This is a genomic window from Novosphingopyxis sp. (assembly GCF_965218915.1).
GTDB lineage: Bacteria > Pseudomonadota > Alphaproteobacteria > Sphingomonadales > Sphingomonadaceae > Novosphingopyxis.
Window position 1 is genome coordinate 713,565 of the sequence record NZ_OZ244708.1, and the last position, 13,877, is coordinate 727,441.

Here is a 13,877-nt window from a genome sequence, read left to right on the forward strand (position 1 = left end):
CCAAAGCCCGCCATGAAGATCTGCGTCATCAACACCGGCGGCACGGTCGGCTGCGTCGGCGATCCGCTGGCGCCGATGAGCGCTGCGGATTTCGCCGCCAATTCTCGCCGCCTGCTCGATCCCATATTGCTCGCGATGTTCCCCGAGCTGGAACCGAGCTGGGAGACCGGGCTCGCCTTTCCCGAGTCGGCGACGGGCACGCTCGACAGCACCAATCTCCAGCCGCGCGACTGGTGCCTGATCGCGCGCTATATCCTGGACAATTACGAGCGCTTCGACGGGTTCGTGCTGCTTCACGGCACCGATTCGATGGACTTCACCGCATCGGCCTTGCCCTTCCTGCTGAACGCGTTCGACGCTCAAGGGACGCCCAAGGCCGCACTGTCCAAGCCGGTGATCGTCACCGGCAGTCAGGTGCCGATGTACCGGCGCGGGAGCCCGGACACGCTGCGCTTCAACACCGACGCCTTCCAGAATCTGTGCGGCGCGGTCGCCTGCGCGCGGCAGGCTGTGCCGGAGGTGTGCGTCTATTTCGACGCGCGGCTGTTTCGCGGCAACCGCGCGCTGAAGGTCAATGCCAGCGATTTCTGCGCGTTCGATTCGCCCAATTTCGAACCGCTCGGCACTTATGGCATCGCGCTCGATCTGGACCGCGATCTCATACTGCCGGGGCCGGTTAGCAATGCGGTCAGCCTTGCCGAACCGGCCGTGCGCGCTGCCGCGAAGGCTCGTCTCGACGCGATCGCCGGAGCGATCGACGACTGGCCGGTGATGCCGTTCAGCGCGTTCCCCGCCGCCTATGACGTGGGCGGCGGCGCGCGGATCGCGCGGCTGATCGACGCCTGCGTCGGCACCGGGATCAGGGGCCTCGTCCTGCGATCCTATGGCGAGGGCAATTTCCCCTCGGGCAATCCGGACCGGCCGGCGGACGGCGCGATCTACCGCGCGCTCGAAGCGGCCCGCCGGGGCGGGGTGACGATCGTCGACAGCACGCAGGTGATCGCCGGGCGCGTGGGCAGCAGCGCCTATGCCGCGGGGGCCTGGCTGCCGAAAATCGGCGCGATCTGCGCCGCCGACATGACGCCGGTGGCCGCGCTCGCCAAGCTCATGATCCTGCTCGCCGCGGCCGATCACGAGGGTTGGACGCGCGCGGATGTCGAGCGCCTGTTCCAGCGCGATCTCTGCGGCGAGGTGACCGTCGCTCCCTTGCGCTGAGGGCCTGTCAAATCGCCGCTTGTCTTCGCCGCCCTGCCGCGACACTATCGCATCACGGCGCCCGCTCCGGACGCCGCGCTTCTGGGGGGAGGCTCGCACATCGTCGCCACCGTCGCCACGACCGCCTATCTCGGGCTCGAGGCCCGTTCGGTCGAGGTCCAGTGCCAGATCGCGCCGGGCCTGCCGCGCTTCACCGTGGTCGGCCTGCCCGACAAGGCCGTCGCCGAGAGCCGCGAGCGGGTGCATAGCGCGCTGACCGCGATCGGGCTGTCGCTGCCGCCCAAGCGCATCACCGTCAACCTCTCGCCCGCCGACCTGCCCAAGGAGGGCTCGCATTACGATCTGCCGATCGCGCTCGCCCTGCTCGGCGCGATGGGCGTGGCCGATGCCGAGACGCTGAGCGAGTATGTCGTGGTCGGCGAGCTCGGCCTCGACGGCCGCGTCGCGCCGTCGCCCGGCGTGCTGCTCGCCGCGCTCCACGCCTCGGAGACCGACCGCGGGCTGATCTGCCCGGCCTCGCAGGGGGCGGAAGCGGCGTGGGCGGGGGAGCTGAACCTGCTCGCCGCGCCCGATCTGCTGGCGCTGCTCAACCATCTGAACGGCACGTCCGTGCTGACCCCGCCGAGGCCCGGCGAAGCGACGCCGCGCCGCGCCGGGCCGGACCTCAAACAGGTCAAGGGCCAGGAAACCGCCAAACGCGCGCTGGAGATTGCCGCGGCGGGTGGGCACAACCTGCTCATTTTTGATCTATCTACACTTCAATGATTAATCGCTATGGATGGAGTGCTCGCTCAACGCAGGGCCGGTCAAAGCTGAGCCGAAAGCGGATTTGCCGCTTTTGCAGCCGGCATATTCATCCCAGGTATAAGACCGTTTGCGAAGGAAGTTGCCATCGCGCCGACTTGTTCGAAATAACGGCTGAGCTGCCATGCAACCCCGACCTAAGAGCCGAAAAATTCTGCGCCTTTCATCCTGAACGCTGCGCCGCTTTGGCCAACGGTTGCTAGTAAGTCGCATTGTATTGCCGGAACGGGGCAGGGCCGGACCTTCGGGCGAACCAGCGGGAATTCATGGGCGTTTCAAATCATGATATTTTGACATAATCTCCAACGAATTAGAACTAGGAGGCTCGTGTGATATCGATATTACTCTTGGCGGCAGCAGCATCATGCACAACGGTGCCTGGCTCTAGCAGCGAGCCAGGTCATTTAAGTGTGGCGAAGAAGTTCATAAGTGCCTTGAATCAAGGCGATGACATGGTCGCCGCACCACTGCTAGATCCGCAAGCAATCATTCGAGATATGACTGAGGAAAAGGAGGTCGGTGCGGATGAATTCCTTCGGTTAGTTAACGAAAATCCTAGCGCTGATTATCGGACCGTTGTTGGCCAATTAAGTGATGGCAGCAATGTAGTTGTTTTGAAGGTAAGTATCCAAGGGGATCCCATCTCTGAAATCTGGGTGTTCGGGGTAGGCAGCGGGTGCATCACTGATATTTGGAAGCACTAATAAACGAAAAAGCAAAGCAAGAGAGCTTTGTAGAGGGAAATAGGAAGAAGATGAAGCGAAGGAAGCTACTTGGCTTCATCGGTGCGAGCGGTGGCCTTGCCCGGCTTCGCAAGAGCGAATATCTCCAGAACGAGTGAAAAATAGCTGACCCGAATGCGCCCATTATTCGCATATCGCATTCAAAGCATATTTTAATATCTTTACGGCGTCATCAGACTGCCCGTTGTCGGAGAAACGTCCGAAGCTGAAGCGCGCGCATTCCGAAGCGGATCGTCGGTCATGCCCCATGGCGGACAGGACGTGCGATGGCTCGAGACTTCCCGACGAACATGCCGATTGGGTGGAAGCGGCGATGAAGGGTTGCGACCTCGCGAGCAACTCTGCTGCATCGCAACCGGGAAAGCGAATCAATGCATTGCCGGAGTGGCATTCGCCTTTGCCGCCGATCCTAGAAGCGCCGGTTTCCGCTAGTAGTCTCGCGACGAAATGATCTCTGGTCGCCGCCACATCGCGCCGTTCGTTCTGACCGCTTTCGACGAGGATGGCACAGGCCTCGCCGAAACCCACGATGAGTTCCGTAGGCAATGTCCCGCCGCGCAGACCGCCCTGTTGTCCGGCACCCCTGATCAAGGGCGTCAATGCACCTGCCATTCCGGGACTGATCAGCAACGCCCCGACGCCCTTAGGCCCATAAATTTTGTGGGCTGATATCGTCGCGAGACTGATGCCGACGCCGATCATGTCGACGTCAATCGCCAAGGGTGCTTGGGACAGATCGACATGCAATGCGACCCCGTTCGCGGAACAAGCCCTCGAGATTGCCGTCAGATCGCTCACGGCGCCGTTCTCGTTGTTGACTCCGATCACCGAAACCAATGTGGTCGATGTATCTATCATGCCCGCCAAGGAATCAGGGTCGGGAGCGCCATAAGTATTGAGCGGGACAATGCGTGTCTCGACCCCGCCGCTCGAAACTTCGTTCAAGGTCGATAGGTGATCGCCTGCGCCAACTATTATGTTTGGACGAGGCGGGAGGGCGCCGCCTGTCATTAAGGAACGCAGCGCGATCGCGTTTGCTTCGCTAGCTCCAGATGTGAAGAGCACGTCCTCACCGTCGAGACCGAAAAGGCCTCCGATCTGCATGGATGCCCGAGATATGGCCGCGCTTGCACGCCACCCTAGTGCATGATCTGCCGCGTGCGGATTGGCGAACAAGGTCGCGGCGGCCTCCGCCATAGCGGCCCAAACTCGCGGATCGGGCGGAGTTGAAGCTTGATAATCGAGATAGATTGTGTCTCCAACGCGCATAGAACCTCTCTGCTGCATATAACCTCTCTGCTGGACGCAACGTCCAGCACTCGCTATAGCGCTTATGAGACTGGATGACATCCCCAGGAGATGAGTTTGACGGCAGCTGTATTAAGGGATGGTAGATACCGTCCGTGTTTTTCCGGGCACGAGACGTTCCCCCTAAGATATGGTTGGCTGCAGAAGGCATTCCATGCTGTGCGCCGTTCCACGGATTCGAGGGCGGCCGTTCATGTGTTCCGTGATCCGGTCTCGATCGCTAATTTCGGCGTTGGCCGAAACATGATCGGATCGATGCGGTATTGGGCGACCGCGACGGGAATTCTCGATGACACGGAAGACGGTTTGGCTGTCTCTTGGTTTGGCGAGATGCTATTCGGCGATGAAGGCATCGATCTCCATTTGGAAGAGGACTTCTCCTTATGGCTTATCCATTGGCATTTGGCGTCGCGGCCTCGGCTCACGTCGTTCTATTGGCTGTTCAATCATTATAGGGGCGGCAGCTTCCTCAGGAAGGACATCGTTCTTAATCTCACGAGGCTTGCGGATGACTGCGGGTGGGCCCGGGTTGCGGAATCGACCGTCGATCGAGACGTTCAATGTCTGGTGAGGAGTTTTATTGGCGGTCGTGGCGCGAATTCCAATGGCGACTCGATTTTAGCGGAACTTGGTCTGATTCTTCCTATCGACAAGGCCCGCTCCAAGCTCGCGACTGGCAGGAAGCCCACCTTGCCTGATGCCGTTTTCGCGTGGTGCCTTGAGGAGTTTTGGAACGGCTTTTCGGATACGCAATCCACCATGTCATTCGAGAGCCTCGCCTATGGCGAAGGCTCGCCGGGAAGGGTCTTTTTGCTCGATGAGCACGATCTCGTTGATCGGCTCGAGCGCCTGGAGAATGTGACGGGCGGCGATCTGAATTGGTCGGAGACCGTCGGGTTGAGGCAGGTGATCAGACGCGGTCGCAGGTCTGATGAGCGCCGGTGGGAGGAATTGCGTGAAACGTTAAAGACCCACGCCTTGCGTGCCGCAGTATGACCGTGGAAGTGTCCCTTGCAGCGCGTTTCCGGCGATCCGCGCGTCTAGATGCCGATTTCGGCACCGCCAGGGCGGTAGAGGGTTTCCACTGTCCTGAATCTTTCCGGCTGGCTCTATTCTCTATGGCCGCGCATGTCGGCGAGACGCGGCAGTCGGCCTTCACCTGGACGGGACCTTATGGCGGCGGAAAGTCGAGTCTCGCGCTCGCGTTTTCCTGCCTCTTCGGCCCTACCGGCGGTGCCCGTGCGAAGGCCGAGGCCGTCTTCGGGGAAGAGGTCGTCGGTTCGCTTCGCTCCAACCTTCCCTCGTTCCCCGCTCGCTGGACCGTTCTCCCTTTGGTGATGGAGCGTCGTTCCATCGCGGATCAGCTCTCCGAATTGGTGGAATTGCCCGTCGGCTCGCTAAATGCGGATTTCCTCGAAGCCCTTCGACGCCGGGTGCGCGATGGACCTGTCGTATTGATGCTGGACGAACTAGGTCGCGCATTGGAAGCCGCCGCCGACGGTGATGGCGATCTTGACCTTTTGCAGGATCTTGCCGAGCTGGCTTCGCGGAGCGACGGCCGGTTGATAGTCATAGGGATTCTTCATCAGTCCTTCGGGGATTACGCGGAGCGCCTTGGCCGCAAGGCCAGGGACTCCTGGGCCAAAATACAGGGGCGCTATGTCGATATCCCGATATCGGTTTCCTTGGAGGAGACGGTCGAGCTGATCGCGGAAGCTATCGGACCTGTTCGCGGCGTTAGGAAGGCCATGCCGTTGGCGCGGCGATGCGTCGATGAACTGCGTCCTGCCCTGGACAAAGACGCCGTGAAGGGAATGGCGCGCAAGCTCGCCCGGACCTATCCATTGCACCCGTTCACCGCATGCCTGCTGGGTCCGCTCTCGAAACGCCGTTTCGGACAGAACCAGCGCAGCGTCTTTTCCTTCCTCAACTCTTCCGAACCATTCGGCCTGCAGGATGCGCTAAGCAGCGGAGGCGAATTCTTGGTCTATCCGCCGCACCTGCTGTGGAACTACCTCGTGGCCAACTTCGATGCCGCGATCCTGTCCTCTCCCGATGGACGCCGATGGGCCTTGGCACACGACGCCGTCGATCGGGCCGCGGCTCGCGGAGCCGACGAGATGGAACTCGCTGTGCTCAAGGTCGTAGGCATACTCGAATTGTTGAAGGATCGGTCGAGCCTGGCGGCGAGCCCTTCAACGATCGCCCTGTGCCTGCACGAACAAGAGGCGCCGAAGGTGATGCGCGCCCTTGAGGTGCTTGAGCGACATAGCGAGGTGGTCTTTCGCAAACACAGCGGCCTCTACAGGCTTTATGCCGGTTCGGATTTCGATGTCGAGGCCGCGATGGACGAGGCCCTCGCTCGCTCGCCGATCGTCGATCTTGGCGAGTTGCGTGCATTGGCCGATCTGCAGCCGATACTGGCCAAGCGCCATCACGGTAAGACCGGTGCCATGCGCTGGTTCGAGACGTCGATAGAACCGCTTTCCAAGCTTCGCGAACTCGAGCCCCCCCCCGAGAGGCAGGACTTGCTCGGCAAAGTCGCTTTCGCACTGCCCCTTGACGGAGAGCGAGAGGATGAAGCGGCTGGGATATGTTGCCGCGCGGTGCTGGAGGCCGATGGGTATCCCTTGGTCGTGGGATACCACCCCGATGCCGGCGAGATCGTGCAGTTGATCAGGGAGCTTGTCGCGTTCGGCACGTTCAACGACCAATTTCCGCAGCTCCGCGGCGATCCAGTCGCACGTAGGGAAATCGACGCGCGCATTGCCCAGATTCGGCAAAGGCTCGAGATGAAGCTGGCCGCGCTCGTCGATGAATGCGAGTGGTTCACCGGTGGGGTAAAACCTGCAAGATTGACGAAACGGCTTCTGAACGAACATCTTTCACGGCTCGCCGAAGGTATTTATCCAAGCAGCCCGCTGATACTCAATGAGCTCCTGAATTGTTCCGAGCCTTCCTCGAACGCTGTGAGCGCCCGCACGAAGCTACTTAAGCGGATGACGCAGCGCAGTTCGGACGCGGGTCTCGGGTTCACCGGTGCTAACCATCCTGCAGAACGCGGGCTCTATATCTCCCTCCTTGAGAGGACCGGGATCCACGGCGATGGCGGTTTCACGCCTCCTGCCCCAGATGGGTTAATGCGTCCATTGTGGGACGAGGCGGATAAGCTGCTCGCCGCGACCGACGGGATTGTGGAAGGTAATGCGATCATTGCTGCCTGGGGCCGTCCACCTATCGGTTTGAAGGCAGGTCTGGGGCCGGTGTTCTTCGTTGCTTATCTGCTATCCCGTCGCGAGAGCGTCGCGGTCTATAGCGAAGGGAAGTTCCAAGCCGGCTTCAGCGAGTTGGATGTGGAAATCCTCGCCCGGAACCCAGCTGATATCGCACTTCGCAAAGTCGATATGACCGGGGTCGTTGGTGCGACTCTGCGGGAGCTCTCGCAGTTGTTAGGTATCGAGGGCGTGGCTGCGCCACTGGTCGTCGCTCGGGAGATCGTAGGGCAGTTTGACAATCTCGTGCCTTGGACGAGCCGCACCCAGACCCTGTCCCCCCTTACTCTTAAAGTGCGTGAGATCCTGAAACGCGCTAGCGATCCCAACAAACTTCTTTTCGATGACCTACCGCGGCTCGGACCACCCTCGCAGGATGGCGTTTTCGATGCGCAACGGACCGCATTGATGCTGCGGAACGCTCTCGCGGAGATGCGGGCTGCGTATCCCGCGGTTCTCGAAGACCTGAAGGAGTTGGTTCTGAAGGAACTCGACGTGCGTGACCCTGCCAATGGCGGTATCGCCGAACTTCGGCAGCGCGCGGACAACATTCGGCACATCGGAGGCGACTTGCGTCTAGAAGCGTTCGTGGGCCGGCTTACGCAGTTCCATGGCACGAGGGAGGACATGGAGGGTCTTGCCGGTGTCGCTGGCAACAAGCTGCCATCGGACTGGAACGACGGTGACCGGGAGCGCGCGGTCGTTGGACTGGCCGAACTCGCAGCTGGCTTTCTGAAAATGGAGACGATGGCCCGTGTGAAGGGGCGCAAGGACGGTAGGCACGCCATGGCGGTTGTCATGAGCAGGGTGGACATGCCGCGCTCTTTGTTCAGCGAATTTCAGGTCTCGGACCAAGACATTGGCAAGGTTGACCGGTTGGCACAGGCGCTCGACGAGACCATCGGCAATGGCGGCGGCGTAGTTGAGGAGGGGGAACGTGGAGTAATTCTTGCGGCGCTCGTCAAGGTGGCATCCAGATATTTCGGATCGGATGATGAGCCGCTTCTCAAGCCCTTGTTTCAAGAGGAGCCGGTATGACTGCGGACCGTCATGTTCTGGGCCTTTCGGGCGGTAAGGATAGCGCCGCGCTGGCGATATTCATGCGGCAGCGGCATCCTGAGATCGAGATCGATTATTTTTTTACCGATACAGGCAAAGAGCTGCCCGAGGTCTACGAATATCTGGTGCGGCTTGAGGGGTATCTCGGTAAGCCGGTTCGTCGTCTGAATCCCGATCGCGATTTCGACTTCTGGCTCAAAAGTTACAAGAGTTACCTGCCCTCGGCGCAGTCGCGCTGGTGCACGAGGCAGTTGAAGTTGCGCCCGTTCGAGGAATGGGTGCGCGGTTTTCTGGATGCCGGCGAAACTGTCGTGTCCTATGTCGCGATAAGGAGCGACGAGGAGTATCGGGAGGGATACCAATCGACAAAGGACAGGTTGATGGTTCGCTTGCCCTTCAAGGACGCGGCCATAGACAAGGCCGGTGTCATCGATATTCTCGAAGGCTCCGGTCTGGGTCTGCCCGACTATTACAAATGGCGAAGCCGCAGCGGCTGCACTTTCTGCTTTTTCCAGCAGAAAATTGAATGGGTGAGGTTGCGCGAGCATCATCCCGAGGCTTTTGAGGAAGCCAAGTCCTATGAGAAAACCGCGATGGATCATGGCTCGCCGTTCACTTGGAGCCAGGGAGAATCCCTCCTCGAACTCGAGATGCCGGAGCGCCGTGAACAGATAAGGCGGGATCACGAGAAGCGGGTCGAACGGGCACGTGGGCGCTTGCGGGCCAATCCGTTGCGACCGGACGAGCCCAGGGATTTGGATGATGTTTACGCAGGCCCCGCTAAGGCGTGTCTGACTTGCCACAAATGAGGAACCCTGTGGGGATTGCTGTTTTGGAGGGGCGACGATGTTCAAGGTGACTGCGAGAACAGTGCTCGAGTTGGGATCGGAACTGATTAGCTCCGATCCGATAGCTTTCTACGAGTTGATAAAAAACGGCATCGATGCGGGCTCCAAGTCGGGTGTCACCGTCGAGTTCGACATCGTGCTCGCTCGCCGCGATCTCGAGGAAGCCAAAGCGGAGATTGCCTCCGCGATGAGACTGGCGCAGGTAGCTAACGAAGAGGATTACGGCGAACCTAAGACGGACGGTTCTGATGAGGATGACGGCCATGTCGGGGATGACGAGAATGTCGGACTCGAGGACGAAGAGGAGTCGTTCGAGGAACTGCGTGACCGTGTTGCCAACAAGCTGATTACCGAAGCCGAGGCGCTGTGGCCGACGGCTCATGATCTAATTTGCAAGGCAGCCGATCTGGAGGCACTCGCAGCGGCTCTGCACGAGGTCGATGGAATGAACTCTATCACGGTGTCCGACACCGGATCGGGAATGTCGCTAGAACAGTTGGACACCGTTTTCCTCGTCATCGGAACGACGTCACGCAAGACCGAAATCGATGCGGCACTTGCAACCGGAAGTGAGGAATCTCCTTTTCTGGGCGAGAAAGGGATCGGCCGGCTTTCGGCGATGCGGTTGGGGGACACCTTGTCGGTCCGCACTTCGCAGACAGGCGACACGCATTACAGCACGATCGACATCGATTGGTCCGCATTCGACGACATCACGAAGATGATCGAAGATGTCGAGATCGAACCCAAATTGGGAGATGAGAAGGACGATCCTGTGTCAAGTGGGACAGACATTGTCATTCGCAGGCTCAATGCCGATTGGTCCGAGAAACGGGTCGAGTGGTTAGCGACGGATGATTTCTCCCTACTGGTTAATCCCTTGGACAAGGACAAGAACCAGCGCATTGTCGTTGTTTGGAACGGCAAGCGTGTGCCCATCCAGCGCTTGGACGAGAGCTTCCTCTCGCACGCTAACGCTTTCGTTCGCGGTGATTACAAAATGAAGCCTGATGGGCCGCAACTGGAATTGCGCATGGAACTTATTAACTTGGGTTTCGAGCATCCCAGGGAAGTCAGCATTGAGACCGCGCCAACCGATGTCCTGCTTGGAGCGCTGGTAGGCCCCAAGGCCAAGCGCAAGCGAATGAACAAGCGCGACCTAGATTACACCGCACTCGACACCGTTGGCTCTTTCAAGTTTGAACTGTATTGGTTTAACCGTTCCATACTGCGCAAGCACAAGTCTACTGGCGAATACCAAGCGTTGCGCAATTTGTTGGACCAATGGATGGGTGTCCGTCTCTACCGTGATGGGTTCAGAGTTTACCCCTACGGCGCGGAGGATGACGATTGGCTCGACCTCGACAAGACCGCGTTAAAATCGAAGGGTTATGCCCTGAACCGCATTCAACTGATTGGTCAGGCGCAGATCGGCCGCGTGGCCAATCCCAAGCTGATCGATCAGACGAACCGCGAGGGTCTACGCCAGACCCCCGAAGAAGCCATTCTGAAGGAGACCATCCAGTTCTCGGTCGAACGGCTGAGGGACGAGATGAACCGCATCACTAAGGAGCAGAAAGACGCCAAACCTCGCTTTGTAACCGATGAGACCCGCACGCAGGATCTTGAGAAGCGCATGAAGGCCACGATTCGTTCTATAAGCAGGGTGGTTCCCGAAGAGCATCAGGATGTGGTCGCGGAACTCGAGATGATGCGCGAGGAGTTCTCTAGATATGCGTCCCAAGCCCGTGACCGCATCGCCGATATGGAGAAGGACGCCGATCAGATGCTGGCCATGGCCGGTATAGGACTGATGGTTGAGGTCGTTGCGCATGAGCTCACCCGCTCCGCCGAGGACGCGCTGGATATTCTGAATGGTCTGAAGCGCAAGACCGTCCCGCTAGAAGTGCGCCAGCGCCTGGAGGGTCTACGGGCATCGATGAACAGCATAACCAAACGCTTACGGATCCTCGATCCTTTGAGTGTGACCGGCAGGCAGCGCAAAGAACGCTTTAAGCTCGACGAGTTAGTGACCGAAATACTCGATGCCCACGAGGTTCAGTTCGCTCGCCACAAAGTCGATTTGGAGGTGCTGCAGCCCGATAATTCCGTCACCGTTCAAGCGGTCAAGGGTATGGTCGTGCAGGTTCTCGAAAACCTGATCTCCAACTCATTGTATTGGATGGATGTCGAGAAGCAACGGAAGATGTCGCGTCCTTCAAAGTTGACAGTCATCGTCGAGGACAACCCTCCGAGTGTCAGGCTAAGTGACAACGGTCCCGGCATCTCGTCGCAATATAAGGACCGTGTCTTCGATCTCTTCTTTTCGCTGAAAGACAAAAGCAGGCGTAGGGGATTGGGCTTGTTCATTGCGAGAGAGGCGGCCGAACATAATGGCGGTTCGCTTATCCTTGATGCGGACATCATCAACGACGAAGGTCGGTTCACTACTTTTGACTATCAAGTGGTCGGAGACCGCAGTTGAGCGACTCCCAGATCGTGGCGAACGCCGGCATCGCGAAAGCCATCATCGTCGATGATGCATATGACGAGGTTCCCTTGGTGGGGGAGTTGGCGGCGGAAGATGCCTGGGACAACTTCTTCTATGATGCGCAAGGGCCCGATGCCGCGCGCATCGAAGCGATCTACCCAGGATTCGGCGAGGCGGACCGAGGCGAGCTTCGCTCCGATCAAGAGTTTATCGCTCTGCTTTGGCTGCACCGGGTCAATATAGCCGATCTGCTGAACGGTCTCTTCGAAGCCTATGAACGCAAGGCTGCTACTGATGCAGAGTTCCTGCGCCACGCCGAAGAAGCGCTGAAGTCGCTCGCTATTCCGTTTACAAGGCACGGCCGCGACTTCGAAGATGCCGCCGTTTCCGCCGATCTGATCCTCATTGATCTTTTTCTTGGTCTTCAGCAAAATGATGCCGATCGTAAGCTCACCGTAGACAAACTGAAAGCGGCAATAGCCAGGCGGGATGATGGTGCCGGACCGCCGGCGATTATCCTTATGTCGCAGGTTCCGACGATCGCTGAACAGGCCCCGGAATTTCGCAAGGACGCCAACCTGCATGCCTCCTCTTTCAGACATCTGCATAAGCCCAAGTTGGGCGAGGTCGGCAGGGTCGAAGGATTGATCGTAACATTGTCGCTCCATCGCAAGGACAGCAAGGCTCTGTCGGCCTTCGTGGACACCTGGGAAGAGTGCGCGGTGAAGGCTGCGGAGACGGCAGCAAAGGCGATGAGGAAGATCGATATCGATGACCTCACCCACATACGCACGATGCTGTTGCGGCTCGAAGGTGTAAACACGTCGAGCTACATGCTCGACGTGTTCGACCGGGTTCTACAATATGAGATCGAAGCGTTCGTGGAGGTCATTGATGCCGCCATTCCACTCGACGACATGGCGGACGATCCGGCACCGCTTGTGATTTCGAACGACCGTGACACCTATGCGATCATCGAGCGGACCCTGTTCGTCAATCCGCAACGGCGTGCGCATGCGACGGGGGCGATATGGCCGCTAACGTTCGGCGACATCATCGGCCCGCGCGGAGGAGTAGCGATCAAACCGAGGGGTTTCTTTACGGGACGCGACGATCTGGTATTTTTCGTAGCGTCCCCGGAATGTGATCTCATAAGGCCGGGAGGTCTCACCACCGCTTTGCTGGTTGCGGGGAGATTGATCGAGATCGGTATGACCAGTCGCATCTTGCCGGTTAGGGGCGACAACACCCCGGTGCTGACGTTGCCGAATGGGGAACGGTTTCAGATCGCATGGGATTTCGGCGATCTCAGGGCCGTCACCCTTGCGCGGTCCAAGTCTCTGCTCGGCGAGGACGGTGATGCTGTTGTCCTGCGGCGTTTGCGGGACGTGTCGGCTCTCGCATTACGCCAGCAGCTGCTCACGAACATGGGTCGGGTCGGCGAGATCGCACCCATTCCCCGTTCCTTCAGGTTCAAGGCCGAGATATTCTATCCACTGTCGGACAGCACGCTCGAAAGGTTGGATTTGCCCGACGATATGGAGATTGAAGGCAACATCCTCGTTCCCCGCAATACTGATGCCACTGTGATGATCTTGGACTCGGCGTGCGAGCCGCACCTCAGCACAGCCTTGCTCGAAATCGATGTAAAACGCTTGGCGGCCGGCAGCCAGGCGCAGGTCGCTCTACTTCAACAGCAGTCCCAGCTGCGCAAACTGTTCCGGTCAGGGTTTCAATGGACGGGGCAGCCGTTGAAGGCGGTCCAGTCTGCAAACCTGCTGAAGGATAACGAGCCGGAACCCGAAGATCATAAGAAGCCGAAGCTCGAGAAGGTCGGCACGATTGCCACCGACTGCGACTTTAAAGTCAAACTGGGCAGCAAATTGAGGCAGGCCGGCTTGGTGTTCCAAATTACCGTGGTCGACGTTGATAAATCCTAATAATCTGCAGCCGTCAGCGATTACCGTTTAAAGGCCTCTTCGGCATTTATATACGCTTGGGCGCTCCAAAACAGCTGGCGGCCTCACGGGCAAGCTGATCTGCGGTTCTGAGCGATTACGACGATGATCCCGTGAACGATCCGCCGATCATCAACCTACGGCACCCTATGCGACAAAGGAAATACGGCTCGGTCCGG

The 13,877-nt window shown here is 59.0% G+C and carries 8 protein-coding genes and 1 pseudogene; 8 read left to right on the plus strand and 1 reads right to left on the minus strand.

Annotated features, from left to right (window positions below; genetic code table 11):
* Positions 1 to 12 precede the first annotated feature (12 nt).
* The 3 genes and pseudogenes from ACOQPC_RS03415 to ACOQPC_RS03425 all read left to right on the plus strand — a co-directional run bounded on the left by ACOQPC_RS03415 (position 13) and on the right by ACOQPC_RS03425 (position 2,723).
* The gene (locus ACOQPC_RS03415) at positions 13 to 1,215 is read left to right on the plus strand and encodes an asparaginase (RefSeq protein ID WP_420607264.1); all 1,203 of its coding nucleotides are present in this window, start codon (positions 13 to 15) and stop codon (positions 1,213 to 1,215) included.
* Positions 1,216 to 1,314: 99 nt separating this feature from the next.
* A pseudogene (locus ACOQPC_RS03420) lies at positions 1,315 to 1,956 on the plus strand (magnesium chelatase domain-containing protein); the annotation flags it as partial.
* 473 nt (positions 1,957 to 2,429) lie between these two features.
* On the plus strand, positions 2,430 to 2,723 hold the full coding sequence (locus ACOQPC_RS03425) for a hypothetical protein (protein ID WP_420607265.1): 294 nt from the start codon (positions 2,430 to 2,432) through the stop codon (positions 2,721 to 2,723).
* Between the two features lie 162 nt (positions 2,724 to 2,885).
* Here the strand turns inward: ACOQPC_RS03425 and ACOQPC_RS03430 are convergent, their stop codons facing one another.
* Positions 2,886 to 4,112: a cysteine desulfurase family protein gene (locus tag ACOQPC_RS03430; RefSeq protein WP_420607266.1), complete on the minus strand. Its 1,227-nt coding sequence runs from the start codon at positions 4,110 to 4,112 to the stop codon at positions 2,886 to 2,888.
* 9 nt (positions 4,113 to 4,121) lie between these two features.
* On the opposite strand from ACOQPC_RS03430, the gene ACOQPC_RS03435 reads away from it, so the two are divergent.
* The 5 genes from ACOQPC_RS03435 (at position 4,122) to ACOQPC_RS03455 (ending at position 13,680) form a co-directional block, all read left to right on the plus strand.
* Complete coding sequence (locus tag ACOQPC_RS03435; RefSeq protein ID WP_420607267.1) at positions 4,122 to 5,066, plus strand: DUF4007 family protein; 945 nt, start codon at positions 4,122 to 4,124, stop codon at positions 5,064 to 5,066.
* A 122-nt stretch (positions 5,067 to 5,188) separates the two neighbouring features.
* The gene (locus tag ACOQPC_RS03440; protein WP_420607268.1) at positions 5,189 to 8,380 is read left to right on the plus strand and encodes a hypothetical protein; all 3,192 of its coding nucleotides are present in this window, start codon (positions 5,189 to 5,191) and stop codon (positions 8,378 to 8,380) included.
* Positions 8,377 to 9,210, plus strand: coding sequence for a phosphoadenosine phosphosulfate reductase family protein (locus tag ACOQPC_RS03445; RefSeq protein ID WP_420607269.1), 834 nt, complete (start codon positions 8,377 to 8,379; stop codon positions 9,208 to 9,210). Before ACOQPC_RS03440 ends, ACOQPC_RS03445 begins: the two co-directional genes overlap by 4 nt.
* Before the next feature lie 37 nt (positions 9,211 to 9,247).
* A complete protein-coding gene (locus tag ACOQPC_RS03450) occupies positions 9,248 to 11,734 on the plus strand; it encodes a sensor histidine kinase (protein ID WP_420607270.1) in 2,487 nt (828 codons plus the stop codon).
* Positions 11,731 to 13,680, plus strand: a complete 1,950-nt coding sequence (locus tag ACOQPC_RS03455) for a hypothetical protein (protein ID WP_420607271.1) — start codon at positions 11,731 to 11,733, stop codon at positions 13,678 to 13,680. The genes ACOQPC_RS03450 and ACOQPC_RS03455 overlap by 4 nt, the downstream gene beginning before the upstream one ends.
* The last annotated feature ends 197 nt before the right edge of the window (positions 13,681 to 13,877 follow it).